Raw genomic sequence first — 18531 nt, forward strand, 5'->3', positions numbered from 1 at the left:
TTTGCTGTTGTAAATGATTTAGCAACGCAAACTGGCTTCTCTTGGTCGCCTTTTCTTTTCTTCAAGGAGTACACCATGGTCTATGTCAAACAGTGGGCAGCAGCAGGGATGACGGCAGCCCTTTTATCTCTCGCCAACCCGGTAATGGCCCAACAGAAGTGGGACATGCCCACTGGCTACCCGGCATCCAACTTTCACACCGAAAACATTCAACAGTTTGCAAAAGACGTTGATCAGGCGACTGCAGGCAAACTGAAGATCACGGTGCACGATGGCGGCTCGCTCTTCAAGGCCAACGAAATCAAGCGTGCCGTACAAGGCGGGCAGGCACAGCTGGGCGAAATCATCATTTCCGGCTACTCCAACGAGAACCCGTTATTTGGTCTGGACTCGATTCCTTTCCTCGCCACCAGCTATGCTGAGGCCCAAAAACTCTGGAAAGTCTCACAGGCACCGACAGAGGCTGCTCTGGCCAAGCAGGGCATGAAAGTGCTGTATGCGGTGGCATGGCCGCCCCAGGGCATTTTCAGCGCCAAACCAATTCAGTCCACCGCAGATCTCAAAGGCGTGAAATGGCGTGCCTACAACCCGAATACCAGCCGCATCGCACAACTCGTGGGCGCACAGCCGGTCACCGTGCAAGCGGCAGAGTTGACACAAGCCTTGGCCACGGGCGCGGTCACCACCTTCATGACATCGGGTGCCACCGGTTACGACAGCAAGGTGTGGGAGCAGGTCAAGTACTACTACGACGTGAGCGCGTGGTTGCCCAAAAACCTCGTGCTGGTGTCGCAAAAAGCATTTGACAGCCTGGATCAACCCACCAAAGCCGCTTTGACCAAGGCAGCCGAGGCGGCGGAAGCGCGTGGCTGGAAAGTCAGTGCCGAGAAAAACACCTGGTACCTGGAACAACTGCGCAAGAACGGCATGACGGTCGATGCAGGCAGCCCGGCACTGCGTGCCGAACTCAAGAAGATTGGCGAAACCATGGTGGCGGACTGGGTGAAGCAGACCGGTAGCGATGGCCAGGCCATCATCGACGCCTTCCGCAAGTGATCGCCTCAAGCCGATGAATACGCCCCCATTCGGGGGCAAGCTACTTTGAAAGGAAAGCCATGCGCCAATTTTTGGATCGCGTTTTCAACGCTGTGGGATACCTCGCCGGGATATTCATGGTGGGTACCCTGTTGGCCGTCTTGACCAGCATTGCGGGCCGCCTGGTCCCTGCCCTGGATCTCCCCGGCGCCGATGCTTACGCCGGGTACTGCATGGCCTGCTCTGCCTTTCTCGCGCTGGCGCCCACATTGCGCCGCGGCGAACACATCCGTGTCACCTTATTGCTCAACCTGTTGCCGCATACCCCCCGGAAAACCCTGGACATCCTGTGCCATGTCGTCGCCATTGGCATTGCTGGGGCGCTGGCGTGGTACTCCGTCCGGCTGGTGGCGCAGTCGCGTGAGTTTTTTGATATCTCCACGGGTCTGGATGCCACACCTTTGTGGATTCCCCAACTCGGCATGGCCTTGGGCACCTCGCTGCTGGTGTTGGCCTTTGCAGGCGATCTGATCCTTTTATTGCGCGGCGAAGCATTGCGCGACGAATCTTCTGATAACGAACCCGTGCGCGTGGAATAAGGACACATCATGGATTTAACAATTACCGCATTGCTGATTGCAGCACTCTTCCTCATGCTCGGTAGCGGAGTTTGGGTTGGTCTGGCGCTGACCGGCGTCGCGTGGATTGGCATGGAATTGTTCACCAGCCGGGCCGTGGGCGATGCCATGGCGGTGACGATCTGGGGATCTTCGTCGTCATGGACCCTGACCGCCCTACCCCTCTTCATCTGGATGGGCGAAATTCTGTTCCGTACCAAACTGTCAGAAGACATGTTCAAGGGTCTGGCGCCCTGGCTGGAGCGTTTGCCCGGTCGTCTGCTGCACACCAACATCATTGGCTGCACCATTTTTGCGGCCGTGTCCGGCTCCTCTGCTGCCACCTGCGCCACCATCGGCAAGATGACCCTGCCCGAGTTGGCCAAGCGTGGCTACCCAGAGCACATGGCACTGGGCACGCTGGCTGGGGCTGGCACCCTGGGCCTGATGATCCCGCCCTCCATCATCATGATCGTCTACGGTGTGGCGGCCAACGTGTCGATCGCCCAGCTGTTCATCGCCGGCGTGATGCCGGGCCTGCTGCTGGCCAGCCTGTTCATGGGCTACACCATGGTGTGGGCATTGCTGAATCCAGGAAAAATCCCACCGGCTGGCCCCGCCATGTCCTTCGTTGCCAAGCTCAAGGAATCGCGCAATCTGTTGCCGGTGGTGGCGCTGATTGGTGCCGTACTGGGCTCCGTCTACAGCGGTATTGCCACGGCCACCGAGTCGGCGGCGCTGGGTGTGGTCGGCGCGCTGATCATTGCCGCGGTGCAAGGCGAGTTGCGCTGGCGCCAGTTCCGCGACAGCCTGCTGGGCGCCACGCGCTTGTACTGCATGATTGCGCTGATCCTGGCCGGTGCCGCCTTTCTGACCCTGTCCATGGGTTACATGGGCTTGCCACGCCAATTGGCCGGGTGGATCAGCGGGCTGGGCTTGTCGCAGTTTCAGTTGATCGCTGCCTTGATGGTCTTTTTCATAGTGCTGGGCTGCTTCCTGGATGGCATCTCGATCGTGGTGCTCACCATGGGCGTGCTGTTACCCACCATCGAAAAGGCCGGCATTGACCTCGTTTGGTTCGGGATTTTTGTGGTGATGGTGGTGGAAATGGCTCAGATCACGCCGCCGGTGGGCTTCAACCTGTTCGTGCTGCAAGGCATGACCAAAAAGGAAATCACCTACCTCGCCAGGCATGCGATGCCGATGTTTTTGCTGATGGTGTTTGCGGTACTGCTCATCTATTTTGTTCCCGGCATCGTCACCTGGATGCCGGCCCAGATGGCGGGGTGATCCATGGAGACTCTGAACCAACAGGTGCCGCGTTTGCTGGCACTGGGTGATGGTGCGTGGACACTGGAGTTCGGCAACGAGATCAGCGCATCCATCAATGCGCGTGTGACCGGCCTGGCTGATCGAGTCAACCGGGTGCGCCATGAACTGCCCTTGCTCGCCAGCGTCACCGACGTGGTGCCCACTTACCGCTCACTCACCGTGCATTTCGACCCCAGTGATTCGCACGCCGATGAATTGGGCGCATGGCTACTGGCCTTGGGACGCGCCGGCCACACGGACGAACGCAAAGGCCGGCAGTGGTGCCTTCCGGTCTGCTTTGACGAAGACTTTGCACCTGATCTGCCGACCCTGGCGGCCGCCAAAGAACTGACCGCAGACCAGGTGATAGAACGTCTCCTGGCAGCAGAGTTCCGGGTCTACCTGATCGGCTTCTTGCCGGGCTTTCCCTACATGGGTGGCTTGCCTGCCGAGTTGTCCATGCCCCGCCTGGCCAGCCCGCGGCAACGGGTGCCCAAGAACTCGCTCGCCGTGGCCGGAGAAATGTGCTCTGTTTATCCGTGGGAAAGCCCCGGTGGCTGGAACCTGTTGGGACGAACCCCGGTGCAATTGTTTGACCTCCAGCATGCCGAGCAACCGGCCATGCTGGCGGCGGGCGACCGGGTTCGCTGGTACGCCATACAGCGCGATGAATACGAACGTCTGCTGGCACTGAGCCAGAGCAGTGGTTTGCCGCGTGAGACCTTTCTGCAGCAGGAGGACGTGACATGCCAGGCATGATCGAAGTGCTGCAACCCGGCTTTGGCACCACCATCCAGGACCGTGGCCGACTCGGCCACCGCCACCAAGGCATCCCGCAGTCGGGCTGGCTTGATGGTCCGCTGGCGCAGGCTGCCAATGCCCTGGTCGGCAACAGCAGCGGTGATGCGGTGCTGGAGCTTCGTGGCCAGGGGACACAGCTGCGTGTCAAAGCAGGCCCCGTGCGGGTGGCACTGGCTGGAAGCATCAAGGCGCAATGTCTGCGCGCAGACGGTCAGAGCGTGCCACTGCCCGCGTGGCAGAGCATCACTTTGCAAACGGGTGACCACCTGCAACTTGGCGCTGCCGAAAGTGGTTGTGCTTATTTGGCCGTATCGGGGGGGTGTCTGTTGCCGATGCAAATGGGCAGCCGATCCAGCTACTGGCGCGCTGGCCTGGCCGGCATATTGGGACGCGCGTTGCAACCTGGCGACATGCTGCCCTGCAACACCTGGACAGCGCCAGAACCCAAAGAGTGGCGCACGCCCGGCGCATGGTTGCCCGCCGGCGGCCCTATTCGCGTGCTGCTGGGGCCCCAGCAGGACCATTTCCAGGACCGTGCGATCGAGGCATTTCTCAACAATGCGTGGGAGGCCACCGCCGAACAAGACCGCATGGGTTTGCGGCTGCGCGGAACAGCCCTGGCCCATCGCTCGCCTTCGGCGGCAGACATTGTTTCCGACGCTGTCACCCCCGGTGCCATCCAGGTACCTGCGAATGGGCAGCCGATTGTGTTGCTGGCAGACAGCCAGACCGTCGGTGGTTATCCAAAAATCGCCACCGTCATCACGGCCGATCTGCCGCGACTGGCGCACCTGAAACCCGGCACACGCCTGCAATTCGAGGCGGTGAGCAGCGCACAGGCACGGCAAGCACTGCAAGACCAAAAAACCGGCTGGATGCAATGGCTGGCAAGCCGGGAAACCTTTTTGCCGGCTGGCTTCATCGACGAGACTGCGCTTTACAACAACAACTTGATCAGCGGCGTTTTGCACGCTGAATGGTGAACCGGGATATTGAGATGACAACTTCTTTCATCAACCTCAACGCTGACCTGGGCGAGGGATTCGGTGCCTGGCAGATGGGCGACGATGGCGCCCTGCTGGGAATCATCAACAGTGCCAATGTGGCTTGTGGTTTCCATGCCGGTGACCCCGCCATCATGCGCGACACGGTACGCCAGGCTTTTGCCCAAGGCGTGAGCGTCGGCGCGCACCCCTCGTTTCCAGACCTGCAGGGCTTCGGACGACGCGCCATGCAAATGTCACCCAAAGACCTTGAAGCCAACATCCTCTACCAGGTCGGCGCGCTGCAAGCCATGGCGGCGGCAGAGGGCGGGCGGGTCACCCACGTCAAGCCCCATGGTGCCCTGAACAACATCGCCTGCGTCGATGTGGCCGTGGCAGAAAGCGTGGTGCGCGCAGTGCAAAGCCTGAACCAAGGACTCATTCTTCTGGCACCCGCACATTCCGCGCTGGTCCGGGCTGCCGAGGCCGCAGGCCTGCCGGTGCGCTACGAGGTGTTTGCCGACCGCGCTTACCTGGACGATGGCCAGTTGATGCCTCGCTCGCGCCCAGGTGCCGTGCTGCACGATGCTCAGGCCTGTGTGGCACATGTGCTTCGCATGCTGCGCGAAAAAGCGATTGTGACGGCCACGGGTGGCTTCTTGCCCACCCGGATTGACAGCATTTGTGTGCACGGTGACGGACCGGATGCGGTACACACTGCCCGCCTGATTCGCCAGGCTCTGGCGTCAGAGGGCTACACGCTGGTTCCACTTGATCGCCTGACGTGACCGTTGAAACCTGACCCAGCAGATTCCTCAGTCACCGCCCGCCTGACAATTTGCGCCAGAATCGCCAGTGATAGCTTACGCACATCCCCCACCCCCACAGCAAAAAGCCCGAACCGGTGAGGGCTCGGGCTTTGCGGGGTAGCGAAGACACTTGCTCTACTTGCGTGCCGGCGGCACATCCGTGCAACTGCCGTGCGCAATCTCGGCCGCCATGCCGATGCTCTCGCCCAGCGTCGGGTGCGGGTGGATCGTCTTGCCGATGTCCACCGCGTCAGCGCCCATTTCAATGGCCAGCGCAATCTCGCCGATCATGTCACCCGCGTGGGTACCGACCATGCCACCGCCCAGGATCTTGCCGTGGCCATGCGCTTCGGGGGAGTCATCAAACAGCAGCTTGGTGACGCCTTCGTCGCGGCCATTGGCAATGGCACGCCCCGAGGCATTCCACGGGAACAGGCCCTTCTTGACCTTGATGCCCTGCGCCTTGGCCTGGTCTTCGGTGAGGCCGACCCAGGCCACTTCGGGGTCGGTGTAGGCCACGCTTGGAATCACGCGGGCGTTGAAAGCGGCAGCTGCCAGTTCCTTGTTGCCCTGCAGTTCACCGGCAATCACTTCGGCCGCCACATGCGCTTCGTGAACGGCCTTGTGCGCCAGCATGGGCTGGCCGACGATGTCACCGATGGCGAAGATATGCGGCACGTTGGTGCGCATCTGGATGTCGACGTTGATGAAGCCGCGGTCGGTCACGGCCACGCCGGCCTTGTCGGCGGCGATCTTCTTGCCATTGGGCGTGCGGCCCACGGCTTGCAGCACCAGGTCGTAGACCTGCGGTGCGGGGGCGGTGCCGCCCTCCTCCGCAGGCGCAAACGTCACCTCGATGCCTTCAGGCAAAGCGCGTGCCGACACCGTCTTGGTCTTGAGCATGATGTTGTCGAAGCGCTTGGCGTTCATCTTCTGCCAGATCTTGACCAGGTCGCGGTCGGCGCCCTGCATCAGGCCGTCGAGCATTTCAACCACGTCCAGGCGCGCGCCGAGCGTGCTGTAGACCGTGCCCATTTCCAGGCCGATGATGCCGCCGCCCAGGATCAGCATGCGCTTGGGCACTTCCTTGAGCGCCAAAGCGCCAGTGCTGTCCACCACGCGCGGATCGTCAGGCATGAAGGGCAGGCGCACGGCCTGGCTGCCGGCGGCGATGATGGCTTTCTTGAACGCGATGGTTTGGGTTTTACCGGTTTTCTCTTGTGAGCTTCCCGTGGTTTCCTCGACCTGCACATGGTTGGCTCCCACAAAGGCGCCGTAGCCGCGCACGATGGTGACCTTGCGCATCTTGGCCATGGCGGCGAGGCCACCGGTCAGCTTGCTGATGACCTTTTCCTTGTGGCCGCGTAGCGTGTCCACATTGACCTTGGGCGCACCAAAGTCAACGCCAAGCGCCGCCATGTGGCTTACTTCGTCGATCACGGCGGCCACATGCAGCAACGCCTTGCTTGGGATGCAACCCACATTGAGGCAAACGCCACCCAGCGTGGTGTAGCGCTCAACCAAGATGACCTTGAGCCCCAGGTCGGCAGCGCGGAACGCGGCTGAATACCCCCCCGGGCCGGCGCCGAGCACCAGCAAGTCGCAGTCGAGGTCGGCACTGCCAGCAAAACTGGCCGCCGTGGGCGCGTTGACGGGAACGGCAGCGGGTGCCGCTGCTTGTGGTGCGGCTGGCGCGGCGGCCGGTGCAGGCGCGGCCTGGCTTGTCGGCACCGCAGCGGCGTCAGAGGACTCCAGCACCAGCAGCAGCGAGCCTTCGGAAACCTTGTCGCCCAGTGCCACTTTGAGTTCCTTGACCACGCCGGCGTGGCTGCAGGGGATTTCCATGGACGCCTTGTCGGACTCCACGGTGATCAGGCTTTGCTCGGCCTTGACGGTGTCGCCGGGCTTGACCAGCAGTTCAATGACGGTGACTTCAGCGAAGTCGCCAATGTCGGGGACCTTGATGTCGATGAGTGCCATGTTGGTTTCCAATAAATGAGATTGAAGGTTCGCCGAAAAAAAAGCTCTCTTGACTTCGTAGGAGTCGCGCCCTCGCGACGAAGGCTGTTTTGAATACCTTCGCGGCGGGGCGCCACTCCTACAGGTGCGTCAGCCTTTTAGAGCAGCACGCGACGGAAATCCCCCAGGATCTGGCCCAGGTACACGTTAAAACGGGCCGCAGCAGCACCGTCGATCACGCGGTGATCCCAGGTCAGGCTGAGCGGCAGCATCAGGCGCGGCTGGAAGGCCTTGCCGTCCCACACCGGCTCAATGGTGGAGCGGCAGACGCCCAGAATGGCGACCTCGGGCGCATTGATGATGGGCGTGAAATAACGCCCGCCAATGCCACCGAGGCTGCTGATGGTGAAGCTGGCACCCGACATTTCGGCCGGACTCAGTTTGCCGTCACGCGCCTTCTTGGCGAGTTCACCCATCTCGGTGCTGATCTGGAAAATGCCTTTTTTGTCGGCATCCTTGATCACCGGCACCATCAGGCCGTTGGGCGTGTCGGCGGCGAAACCGATGTGGAAATACTGCTTGTAGATCAGCGCATCGCCGTCCAGGCTGCTGTTGAACTCGGGGTATTTCTTGAGCGCGGCGACGCAGGCCTTGATCAGGAATGCGAGCATGGTGACCTTGACGCCGCTCTTCTCGTTTTCCTTGTTGGTGGAAACGCGGAACGCCTCCAGGTCGGTGATGTCGCAGTCGTCATGGTTGGTGACGGCCGGGATCATGATGGCGTTGCGCAGCAGGTTGGCACCGCTGATCTTCTTGATGCGCGACATTTCCTTGCGCTCTACCGGGCCGAACTTGGTGAAGTCGACTTTGGGCCACGGGATCAGGCCGAGCTCGGAGCCCCCACCGCCGGCGGCTGGCTTGGCCGCCTGCTGGGCCGAAATGGCCAGGGTTTGCACCGCACCGCTCATGACCGAGCGGGTGAAGGCCTGCACGTCGGCGTCGGTGATGCGGCCCTTCAGGCCACTGCCCTTGACTTCGTTCAGCGGCACGCCCAGCTGGCGGGCGAACTTGCGCACCGAGGGTGAGGCATGCGGCAGACCGAGTGCCGGCGTCGCGGTGGGAACGTGGGCCGGTGCGGCCACTGCGGCTGGAACAGCAGCAGCTTGGGCCGGTGCCGCTGCAACCACTGCCGGGGCGGCAGGTGCAGATGCAGATGCCACGGCAGCAGTGGGAGCCGTTCCCTCCAGAATCGCCAGCAGGTCGCCAATATTGACCTTGTCGCCCATCTTGACCTTGAGGTCCTTGATGACACCGGCTGCGCTCGAAGGGATTTCCATCGAGGCCTTGTCCGACTCGACGGTGATCAGGCTTTGCTCAAGTCTGACGCTGTCACCCGCCTTGACCATGATCTCGATCACGGTCACGTCCTTGAAGTCGCCAATGTCGGGCACGCGCACCTCGACCGGGCCGCTCGCCACAGCGGGTGCTGCGGCAGCGGGTGCCGGCGCTGCGGCTGGAGGTGCCACTGCGGCGGGTGCTGCTGGCGCAGACACTGCCGGTGCGGGCGCTTCGCCGGCCACTTCGAGCATCAGTATGAGTGAGCCCTTTTTCACCTTGTCGCCCAAAGCGACCTTGAGTTCCTTGACCACGCCGGCGTGGCTTGACGGGATTTCCATGGAAGCCTTGTCGGACTCCACGGTGATCAGGCTTTGCTCGGCCCGGACAGCGTCGCCGGGTTTGACCATCAATTCAATAACGGCTACTTCATCAAAGTCCCCAATGTCCGGGACTGTCACTTCTATGGTTGCCATGTTGGTGTCTCCAAATGTGTTTTTGCCACTGCGAGCGCAGCGCGGCAGTCCAGGGTTTCATGGATTGCCGCGTCGCTGCACGCCTCGCAATGACGGTGGTTACGCGTAAAGTGGATTGACCTTGTCGGTATTGATGCCGTATTTGGCAATGGCCTCGGCCACTTTGGCGACTGGCAGCTTGCCGTCTTCGCTGAGCGCCTTGAGAGCCGCAACCACAATGTAGTGGCGGTTGATCTCGAAGTGTTCGCGCAACTTGGAGCGGAAGTCACTGCGGCCGTAACCGTCGGTGCCCAGCACCTTGTAAGTGCGATCCTTGGGAATGAAAGAACGGATCTGCTCGGCATAGGACTTCATGTAGTCGGTCGATGCGACCACCGGGCCGTCATGACCGGCAAGTTGCTGCGCCACAAACGACACTTTCGGCTCGGCTGTGGGGTGCAGCAGGTTGTCGCGTTCGCAGGCCTGGCCGTCGCGCGCCAGCTCGTTGAAGCTGGGGCAGCTCCAGACATCGGCAGACACGCCCCAGTCCTGGGCCAGCAGTTGCTGTGCAAAAAAGCTCTCGCGCAGGATGGTGCCCGAACCCAGCAACTGGACGCGCGGTCCGCTGGCCCCCGCATCCCCGGGCCTGCTCAGGTACATGCCCTTGATGATCTGTTCTTCGGTGCCCGGGGTGAGGCCGGGCATGGCGTAGTTCTCGTTGAGCAGGGTGATGTAGTAATACACGTTCTCCTGCTTCTCGACCATGCGCTTGAGGCCATGGTGCAGGATCACGCCGACTTCATGCGCGAAGGTCGGGTCGTAGCTGACGCAATTCGGAATGGTGCCGGCCAGAATGTGGCTGTGGCCGTCTTCGTGCTGCAAACCTTCGCCATTGAGCGTGGTGCGCCCGCTGGTGCCGCCCAGCAAAAAGCCGCGTGCCTGCATGTCGCCCGCAGCCCAGGCCAGGTCGCCAATGCGCTGGAAGCCGAACATCGAGTAGTACACATAAAAAGGCACCATGATGCGGTTGCTGGTGGAGTAGCTGGTGGCAGCAGCAATCCAGCTGGCCATGCCACCCGCCTCGTTGATGCCTTCCTGCAGCACCTGGCCCTTGACATCTTCCTTGTAATACATGACCTGGTCTTTGTCGACCGGGGTGTATTGCTGGCCATCGGGGTTGTAGATGCCAATCTGACGAAACAGCCCTTCCATGCCGAAGGTACGGCCTTCGTCAACCAGGATCGGCACCACACGCGGGCCCAAAGCCTGGTCGCGCAGCAGCTGCGTCAGAAAGCGCACATAGGCCTGCGTGGTGGAGATCTCGCGGCCTTCAGCGGTCGGCTCGATCACACTCTTGAACACTTCGAGGGCCGGCACGGTAAAGTGCTCGTCGGCCTTGGTGCGGCGGTGCGGCAGGTAACCGCCCAGGGCCTTGCGGCGCTCGTGCAGGTATTTCATTTCCGGCGTGTCGTCAGCCGGCTTGTAGAACGGAATGTCGGCAATCTGGCTGTCGGGGATCGGGATGTTGAAACGGTCACGGAAAATCTTGATGTCTTCGTCGGTGAGCTTCTTGGTCTGGTGCACGTTGTTTTTGCCCTCGCCGCTCTTGCCCATGCCAAAACCCTTGACGGTCTTGATCAGCAGCACGCTCGGCTGGCCCTTGTGATTCACCGCAGCGTGGTAGGCGGCGTAGACCTTTTGCGGGTCGTGGCCACCGCGGCGCAGGTTCCAGATGTCGTCGTCGCTCATCTTGGCCACCATCTCCAGCGTCTTCGGGTCACGGCCAAAGAAATGCTTGCGCACATAGGCGCCGTCGTTGGACTTGAAGGTCTGGTAGTCGCCGTCAAGCGTGTCCATCATGACCTTGCGCAGGGCGCCGTCCTTGTCGCGCGCCAGCAGCGGGTCCCAGTTGCTGCCCCACAGCAGCTTGATCACGTTCCAGCCGGCACCGCGGAAGGTGCCTTCGAGTTCCTGGATGATCTTGCCGTTGCCGCGCACCGGGCCGTCCAGGCGCTGCAGGTTGCAGTTGATGACAAACACCAGGTTGTCGAGTTTCTCGCGGGCCGCCAGACCAATCGCGCCAAGACTCTCCACCTCGTCCATTTCGCCGTCACCGCAGAACACCCAGACCTTGCGGTTCTCGGTGTTGGCAATGCCGCGGGCGTGCAAATACTTGAGGAACCGTGCCTGGTAAATCGCCATCAGCGGGCCCAGACCCATGGACACGGTGGGAAACTGCCAGAACTCGGGCATGAGCTTGGGGTGCGGGTAGCTCGACAAACCCTTGCCAGCGGTTTCCTGGCGGAAATGCAGCAACTGCTCTTCGGTCAGGCGGCCTTCCATGTAGGCCCGGGCGTAGACACCGGGCGCCACATGGCCCTGGATGTAGAGGCAGTCGCCGCCATGGTTTTCCGATTCTGCGTGCCAGAAATGGTTGAAGCCAGCGCCAAACATATGGGCCAGCGAAGCGAATGAGCCAATGTGACCACCCAGGTCGCCACCGTCCTCAGGGTGATGGCGATTGGCCTTGACGACCATGGCCATGGCGTTCCAGCGCATGTAGGCACGCAGGCGTTCTTCGATTTCGATGTTGCCGGGGCAGCGCTCTTCCTGGTCGGTCTCGATGGTGTTGACATAGCCGGTGTTGGCCGAGAACGGCATGTCGATGCTGCTTTGACGTGCATGCTCCAGCAGCTGCTCCAGCAGGAAGTGCGCGCGCTCGGGGCCTTCACTCTCAATGACGGCGCTCAAGGCGTCCATCCATTCGCGGGTTTCCTGGCTGTCGGCATCCGGTGCGGAAATACCTACTCGGCTCTCGGGTATGACTGACATGTGTTGTCTCCTGTATTGTTCGGCCCATCAATGGTAGTGGAATTTGCCATTTTGGGGATTGTTTAAATTCTAGCGGGATTTTTCAAAAATTTCAAATCGTGTATTGTGTTTTTACAATACGAAATAAATAAAAGCGATCACACACACCTACACTTGCCCAATGTTTCCGTCAAAACAATTTCTGCCCACTGCGATGCAAGCAAGCCCCTTGCCGCGCCTGAAAACCTGGTGGTCTCGCCTGACACCCCAGCGCCAGGATCGTTTTGCCATGCTTGCTCCGCTGGCGGCGGTAGTCCTTTTTCTGGTCGCCATCCTGTCCGCCTTTGCCTACCTGCGACTCGAAGAAATCTCACGCGAACGCGAGGCCATCAGCCGCGACGTGGAATACACGCAACAACGTCTGCGCCTGCGCCTGCTCGAACAACAGGAGCAGTTAGGACGCTTTGCCCGTGAAGTGGCCAGCCGTGAAATCAGCCACAAGGACTTCGTGAGCCGGGCCGAGGCCCTGGTCAACCTTTATCCCGAATTGCATGGACTGACCTGGAGTGACGAGCGGCGCCGGATACGGGTGGGCTACCACTCGGCCCATCTGCCAACACCAGCACAAAAGACAGATGAAACAGCCAATGGCAGTGCGCAAGCCGTCGACAACTTTGCGCTGACGCGCGAGTGGCTGATACCCATCTATTCCAAACCGCAGGTCAGACCCGGACTGGACAGCACACTGGAACTGCACTTGCCACTGATAGAGAAGGCCAAATTCAAAGGTACCTTGATGGCGCTTTATTCGGTGGATGCCATGTTCCGCTATGGCATACCAAACGAAATCAATGCCAAATATGCCATCTCGCTGCAAGATGAACAAGGCAAATTATTGGCCGGCACCATCATGTCCGAGGGCAAGCTCAAACGCAAATTATTACCCTGGGCCAGTCCCATCAACACCTATGACATGCCGGTTTCCCCCATTGGCAATGGCTTGATCATCCGGGGCCAGGCCTACCGGACATCACTCGGCGTGATTGGCAGCGGCCTGTTCTGGCTGGTGATGGTGCTCAGCGCCATCACGGCCTGGCTGCTGTTGGCCAACTGGAGCCATACCCGCAGGCGCATTCGTGCACAAGACGCACTGGTACAGGAAACCGCCTTTCGCCGCGCCATGGAGAACTCGATCCTTACCGGCATGCGTGCCATGGATCTGCAGGGACGCATCACCTACGTCAACGCCGCTTTTTGCCAGATGACGGGCTGGAGCGAAGCTGACCTGGTGGGCAAAACCGCGCCATTTCCGTACTGGCCCGATGGCGATTTTGATATGCTGAAGCAACGGCTGAACGAAGAACTTGCGGGCGATGTTTCACCCAGCGGCATCCAGTTTCGCGTCAAACGCAAAAATGGTGATCTCTTTGATGCCCGGCTCTACGTGTCACCCCTGATCGATGCCTTTGGCCAACAAACCGGCTGGATGACCTCCATGACCGACATCACTGAACCGACCCGGGTGCGTGAACAGTTGGCAGCCTCACACGAACGGTTTACCACGGTGCTGGAAGCGCTGGACGCGTCCATTTCGGTTGCCCCCCTGGGCAGCAACGAGATCCTGTTTGCCAACAAACTCTATCGCCAATGGTTTGGCACCCAGACCGGGGGACACCTTCAACTGGTGGCCGAAGCCGGCGTGCCCCCTCCTTTGACCAGCGATGAAACCCTTGACACGGTGGATGCCTATGCCGGTTTACCCACCGATCAACTGGCTGAAAAAGAGGCCGAAAGCACCGAGATTTACCTGGGCAGCCTGGGGCTCTGGCTCGAAGTGCGCACCCGTTACCTGAGTTGGGTCGATGGTCGGCTGGCGCAAATGGTGATTGCCACCGACATCACCGCCCGGCGCAATGCCGAAGAACAAGCCCAGGTGCAAGCCGAGCGCGCGCAGAACGCCAGCCGCTTGATCACCATGGGCGAAATGGCCTCCAGCGTTGCCCATGAACTCAACCAGCCGCTGACAGCCATCAACAACTATTGCAATGGCATGGTGTCGCGCATCAGGAGCCATCAGATCAGTCAGGATGAGTTGCTCGGCGCGCTTGAAAAAACGGCCAAGCAGGCGCACCGCGCGGGCCAGATCATCCATCGCATCCGCTCCTTTGTGAAACGAAGCGAACCCAACCGCACCATTTCCAACGTGGAGACCATGGTCGCGGAGGCCGTGGAGCTGGCAGAAATTGAGCTGCGCCGGCGCAATGTCAAACTCAATCAATACCTGGTAACCAAGCTGCCCAACCTGCTGGTGGACCCGATTTTGATTGAACAGGTGCTGCTCAATCTGCTGAAAAATGCCGCCGAGTCGGTGGATGCCGCACAGCGACCCACGGAGCAACGTATTGTCAAACTCAGGGTGGCGCAAACCTACGTCAATGACAAACCGGTGGTTGAGTTCATGGTGATCGACTCAGGCGCAGGCATCGCCCCTGACGCGATGGAGCGCCTGTACGAGGCGTTTTATTCGACCAAGGCCGATGGCATGGGCATTGGCCTGTCTTTGTGCCGCTCCATTGTCGAGTCGCACCTGGGCAGAATGAAAGCCGAGAACCTCTACAATGGGGAAGTCGTAACAGGTTGTTGCTTCACCTTCTGGATCCCGATAGCCGAGCCCCAGCCGACAGCGCCCACAAAGCGTACCGTTCAACCCACATTGCTGATATCACCATGAGTTTGATTCCCAAAAAAGGCACGGTTTACGTCATTGATGATGATGAAGCGGTGCGCGATTCCCTGCAATGGATGCTCGAAGGCAAAGACTACCGCGTACGCTGCTTTGACTCCGCAGAATCTTTTCTGAGCCGTTTTGATGCGCGCGAGGTGGCCTGCCTGATTGTTGACATCCGCATGGGCGGCATGACCGGTCTGGAGCTGCAAAACCGGCTGCTGGAAAGCAGTTCGCCGCTGCCACTGGCGTTCATCACCGGCCACGGCGACGTGCCCATGGCGGTTGATTCCATGAAAAAAGGCGCCATGGACTTTATCCAGAAACCCTTTAACGAAGAACAACTGGTGCCTCTGGTGGAGCGCATGCTGGAGCAGGCCAAGGAATCATTTTCCGAATTTCAAAACGCACTCAATCGTGACGCCCTGATGGCGCGCCTGACACTGCGCGAATCGCAGGTACTCGAGCGCATCGTGGCGGGCCGGCTGAACAAACAGATTGCCGACGACCTTGGCATCAGCATCAAGACGGTGGAGGCGCACCGCGCCAACATCATGGAAAAACTCAGCGCCAACACGGTGGCCGATCTGCTCAAAATTGCACTGGGGCCCAATGCCGTCAAGGCCTGAGCACCGGATCATTTTTGCAAAACCCCACACGCCCGCCCCATCCGGACCAGCGGGCTTTTTTTATGGATGAATTGACATGACCACTCCCGCCCAAGGCGCCCACATCATCGATGGTGTAGCGCTCTCCAAAAAGCTGCGCACCGACGTCACCGCCCGGACCCAGGCCCTCAAGGCGCGCGGCGTCACACCCGGCCTGGCGGTCATCCTGGTGGGTGACAACCCGGCCAGCGAGGTCTATGTGCGCAACAAGGTCAAGGGCTGTGAAGACTGCGGCTTTCATTCGGTGCTGGAAAAGTACGATGCCAGCATGCTTGAGTCCGAACTGCTGGCGCGCATTGCGGCGCTCAACGCCGACCCTGCCATTCACGGCATCCTGGTGCAGTTGCCGGTGCCCAAACACATCGACGCCAGCAAGGTCATCGAAGCCATTTCGCCGCTCAAAGACGTCGACGGCTTTCACGTGGCCAGCGCTGGTGCCCTGATGACCGGCATGCCCGGTTTCTGGCCCTGCACGCCCTACGGCTGCATGAAGATGCTGGAGTCCATCAACTACGACCTGCGTGGCAAACACGCGGTGGTGATTGGCCGCTCCAACATCGTCGGCAAACCCATGGCCTTGATGCTGTTGCAAAAAAATGCCACGGTCACCATTTGCCACAGCGCCACGCCCGACCTCAAGGCCTTCACGCTGCAGGCCGACGTGATCGTGGCCGCCGTGGGCAAGCGCAATGTGCTCACCAAAGACATGGTCAAGCCCGGTGCCGTGGTGCTGGACGTCGGCATGAACCGCAACGAAGCCGGCAAGCTCTGCGGCGACGTCGATTTTGACGGTGTGCGCCAGGTCGCCAGCGCCATTACCCCGGTGCCAGGCGGGGTTGGCCCGATGACCATTACCATGTTGCTGATGAACACCCTTGAAGCTGCTGAAAGAACCGCAAACCAATAACCTTGCGGGACAGACCGCAGTACACGAAGTGAACCAGCTCTGTCCTCAACCATTTAAAGCATGAACAATCCCCTGCTCTCTTTTGAAGGTCTTCCGCACTTTGACCAGATTGGCCCGGAGCACGTCGAGCCCGCGATTGAGCAACTGCTTGAGCAAGCCAACACCGCACTGGAGACGGTCACGGCACCAGACTTCGCGCCCAGCTGGTCTGGTATTGCCGTGGTGCTGGATGTCGCCACCGAGCACTTGTCGCGTGCCTGGGGCAGCGTCAGCCACCTCAACAGTGTGGCCGACACGCCCGAATTGCGTGCCGCCTACAACGCCGCCCTGCCCAAGGTCACCGAGTTCTACACGCGCCTGGGCGCAGACGAACGGCTGTACGCCAAGTACCGCGCCATCAACCCGGAAGCCCTCAACAGCGAACAGCGCCAGGCGCTCAAAAATGCGCTGCGCAACTTTGTGCTGGGCGGTGCCGACCTGCAGGGCGCTGACCGCGAGCGCTTTGCAGCCATTGCCGAACGCCAGGCTTTCCTGGGCCAGAAGTTCAGCGAAAACGCCCTCGATGCCACCGACGCCTTTGCCTATTACGCGACGGAGGCCGAGCTTGATGGCTTGCCCGACGACGTCAAGCAAACCGCCCGCAACGCCGCCCAGGCCGACGGCAAGGAAGGCTACAAGCTCACCCTGAAAATGCCGTGCTACCTGCCGGTGATGCAGTTTGCCAGCAGCAGCGCGCTGCGCCAGACGCTGTACCGTGCCTATGTCACCCGCGCCTCCGACCAGGCCGGCACCGACCTGAGTCAGTTCGACAACACCGACATCATCAACGAGCTGCTGGCGCTGCGCCTGGAGGAAGCCAAATTGTTGGGTTACCCCAATTTCGGCACGCTGTCGGTGGTGCCCAAAATGGCCGACTCACCCGAGCAGGTGGTGACGTTTCTGCGCGACCTGGCCCAGCGCGCCCGCCCCTTTGCCGAGCAGGACCTGGCCGACCTGCGCCGCTTTGCAAAAGCGCAACTGGGTCTGCCTGATCCGCAAGCCTGGGACTGGCCTTTTATCAGCGAAAAGCTCAAGGAAGCGCGTTACGCCTTCAACGAGCAGGAAGTCAAACAGTACTTCCCGCTGCCGCGCGTGCTGGCCGGCCTGTTCAACATTGTGCAAACCCTGTTCGAAGTGTCCATCCGCGAGGACCACGCGCCGGTGTGGCATGAGTCGGTGCGCTTTTTCCGCATCGAGCGCGCGAACACGCAAGGCACGCCTGAGCTGGTGGGCCAGTTTTACCTGGACCCGCAGGCGCGCAACGGCAAGCGCGGCGGTGCCTGGATGGACGATGTGCGTGCCCGTTGGCTGCGCCCCGACACACAGCAATTGCAAACACCGGTGGCGCATCTGGTGTGCAACTTTGCCAGTGGCGTCAACGGCAAGCCGGCCTTGCTGACCCACGACGACGTCACCACCCTGTTCCACGAATTCGGCCACGGCCTGCACCACCTGCTGACCCAGGTCAACGAGCGTGACGTCTCGGGCATCAGCGGTGTCGAGTGGGACGCCGTGGAACTGCCGAGCCAGTTCATGGAAAACTTCTGCTGGGAATGGGACGTCATCAAGAACATGAGCGCCCATGTCGATACCGATGCGCCGCTGCCGCGCGCGCTGTTCGACAAGATGCTGGCTGCCAAAAATTACCAAAGCGGCATGCAGACGCTGCGGCAAATCGAGTTTTCGCTGTTTGACATGCTGCTGCACACGTCGCACGACCCGGCGCACGACATCATGCCGCTGCTGCAACAGGTGCGCCAGGAAGTGGCCGTGCTGCTGCCTCCCGCCTGGTCCCGCACCGCGCACACCTTCAGCCATATTTTTGCCGGTGGCTATGCCGCTGGTTATTACAGCTACAAATGGGCCGAAGTGCTCAGCAGCGACGCCTACGCGGCCTTTGAAGAAACCATGGGGCCGGACGGCCAGCCCAATGTGCAAACCGGGCAAAAATACCGCCAGGCCATTCTGGAAGCCGGCGGCAGTCGCCCGGCCATCGCGTCATTCAAGGCATTTCGTGGCCGCGAACCCACCCTGGATGCGCTGCTACGTCACCAGGGGATGACGCCAACTGCTTAA

Annotated in this window: 13 protein-coding genes; 10 read left to right on the forward strand and 3 right to left on the reverse strand. The window is 60.7% G+C overall.

The window, feature by feature from the left end:
* Positions 1-108: 108 nt before the first annotated feature.
* From NDJ10_RS06540 to NDJ10_RS06565, 6 genes are read left to right on the forward strand one after another with little or no spacing between them, the layout of a single operon-like run.
* Positions 109-1056, forward strand: coding sequence for a TRAP transporter substrate-binding protein (locus NDJ10_RS06540; RefSeq protein WP_296160479.1), 948 nt, complete (start codon positions 109-111; stop codon positions 1054-1056).
* A gap of 59 nt (positions 1057-1115) precedes the next feature.
* Positions 1116-1634 carry a TRAP transporter small permease gene (locus NDJ10_RS06545; RefSeq protein WP_296160407.1) on the forward strand — a complete coding sequence of 173 codons (519 nt, stop codon included), beginning with the start codon at positions 1116-1118 and terminating at the stop codon, positions 1632-1634.
* A 6-nt stretch (positions 1635-1640) separates the two neighbouring features.
* Positions 1641-2942 (forward strand): TRAP transporter large permease subunit, encoded by a 1302-nt coding sequence (locus NDJ10_RS06550; RefSeq protein ID WP_296160481.1) that lies wholly within the window; start codon positions 1641-1643, stop codon positions 2940-2942.
* A gap of 3 nt (positions 2943-2945) precedes the next feature.
* Positions 2946-3722 (forward strand): allophanate hydrolase subunit 1, encoded by a 777-nt coding sequence (locus NDJ10_RS06555; RefSeq protein ID WP_296160408.1) that lies wholly within the window; start codon positions 2946-2948, stop codon positions 3720-3722.
* A complete protein-coding gene (locus NDJ10_RS06560) occupies positions 3710-4747 on the forward strand; it encodes a biotin-dependent carboxyltransferase family protein (protein ID WP_296160410.1) in 1038 nt (345 codons plus the stop codon). The genes NDJ10_RS06555 and NDJ10_RS06560 overlap by 13 nt, the downstream gene beginning before the upstream one ends.
* 14 nt (positions 4748-4761) lie before the next feature.
* Positions 4762-5535: a 5-oxoprolinase subunit PxpA gene (locus NDJ10_RS06565; RefSeq protein WP_296160411.1), complete on the forward strand. Its 774-nt coding sequence runs from the start codon at positions 4762-4764 to the stop codon at positions 5533-5535.
* A gap of 156 nt (positions 5536-5691) precedes the next feature.
* Here NDJ10_RS06565 and lpdA read toward each other — a convergent pair whose 3' ends face one another.
* From lpdA to aceE, 3 genes are all read right to left on the reverse strand, one after another.
* Positions 5692-7536 (reverse strand): dihydrolipoyl dehydrogenase, encoded by a 1845-nt coding sequence (lpdA, locus tag NDJ10_RS06570; protein ID WP_296160412.1) that lies wholly within the window; start codon positions 7534-7536, stop codon positions 5692-5694.
* Between the two features lie 137 nt (positions 7537-7673).
* The gene (aceF, locus tag NDJ10_RS06575; protein ID WP_296160413.1) at positions 7674-9326 is read right to left on the reverse strand and encodes a dihydrolipoyllysine-residue acetyltransferase; all 1653 of its coding nucleotides are present in this window, start codon (positions 9324-9326) and stop codon (positions 7674-7676) included.
* Between the two features lie 99 nt (positions 9327-9425).
* Complete coding sequence (gene aceE, locus NDJ10_RS06580) at positions 9426-12137, reverse strand: pyruvate dehydrogenase (acetyl-transferring), homodimeric type (RefSeq protein WP_296160414.1); 2712 nt, start codon at positions 12135-12137, stop codon at positions 9426-9428.
* A gap of 193 nt (positions 12138-12330) precedes the next feature.
* Between aceE and NDJ10_RS06585 the strand changes: the two genes are divergently transcribed.
* From NDJ10_RS06585 to NDJ10_RS06600, 4 genes are all read left to right on the forward strand, one after another.
* The gene (locus NDJ10_RS06585) at positions 12331-14847 is read left to right on the forward strand and encodes a PAS domain-containing sensor histidine kinase (RefSeq protein ID WP_296160415.1); all 2517 of its coding nucleotides are present in this window, start codon (positions 12331-12333) and stop codon (positions 14845-14847) included.
* Positions 14844-15470 carry a response regulator gene (locus NDJ10_RS06590; RefSeq protein WP_296160416.1) on the forward strand — a complete coding sequence of 209 codons (627 nt, stop codon included), beginning with the start codon at positions 14844-14846 and terminating at the stop codon, positions 15468-15470. Before NDJ10_RS06585 ends, NDJ10_RS06590 begins: the two co-directional genes overlap by 4 nt.
* 76 nt (positions 15471-15546) lie before the next feature.
* A complete protein-coding gene (gene folD / locus NDJ10_RS06595) occupies positions 15547-16416 on the forward strand; it encodes a bifunctional methylenetetrahydrofolate dehydrogenase/methenyltetrahydrofolate cyclohydrolase FolD (RefSeq protein ID WP_296160417.1) in 870 nt (289 codons plus the stop codon).
* A gap of 60 nt (positions 16417-16476) precedes the next feature.
* On the forward strand, positions 16477-18531 hold the full coding sequence (locus tag NDJ10_RS06600) for a M3 family metallopeptidase (RefSeq protein ID WP_296160418.1): 2055 nt from the start codon (positions 16477-16479) through the stop codon (positions 18529-18531).

The sequence above is a fragment of the Rhodoferax sp. genome (assembly GCF_023700745.1).
Taxonomy (GTDB): domain Bacteria; phylum Pseudomonadota; class Gammaproteobacteria; order Burkholderiales; family Burkholderiaceae_C; genus Rhodoferax.

Coding starts and splice junctions, on each gene's coding strand:
- NDJ10_RS06540 (WP_296160479.1), top strand. CDS start 109: ATGACGGCAGCCCTTTTATCTCTCGCCAACCCGGTAATGGCCCAACAG.
- NDJ10_RS06545 (WP_296160407.1), top strand. CDS start 1,116: ATGCGCCAATTTTTGGATCGCGTTTTCAACGCTGTGGGATACCTCGCC.
- NDJ10_RS06555 (WP_296160408.1), top strand. CDS start 2,946: ATGGAGACTCTGAACCAACAGGTGCCGCGTTTGCTGGCACTGGGTGAT.
- NDJ10_RS06560 (WP_296160410.1), top strand. CDS start 3,710: ATGCCAGGCATGATCGAAGTGCTGCAACCCGGCTTTGGCACCACCATC.
- NDJ10_RS06565 (WP_296160411.1), top strand. CDS start 4,762: ATGACAACTTCTTTCATCAACCTCAACGCTGACCTGGGCGAGGGATTC.
- lpdA (WP_296160412.1), bottom strand. CDS start 7,536: ATGGCACTCATCGACATCAAGGTCCCCGACATTGGCGACTTCGCTGAA.
- aceF (WP_296160413.1), bottom strand. CDS start 9,326: ATGGCAACCATAGAAGTGACAGTCCCGGACATTGGGGACTTTGATGAA.
- aceE (WP_296160414.1), bottom strand. CDS start 12,137: ATGTCAGTCATACCCGAGAGCCGAGTAGGTATTTCCGCACCGGATGCC.
- NDJ10_RS06585 (WP_296160415.1), top strand. CDS start 12,331: ATGCAAGCAAGCCCCTTGCCGCGCCTGAAAACCTGGTGGTCTCGCCTG.
- NDJ10_RS06590 (WP_296160416.1), top strand. CDS start 14,844: ATGAGTTTGATTCCCAAAAAAGGCACGGTTTACGTCATTGATGATGAT.
- folD (WP_296160417.1), top strand. CDS start 15,547: ATGACCACTCCCGCCCAAGGCGCCCACATCATCGATGGTGTAGCGCTC.
- NDJ10_RS06600 (WP_296160418.1), top strand. CDS start 16,477: ATGAACAATCCCCTGCTCTCTTTTGAAGGTCTTCCGCACTTTGACCAG.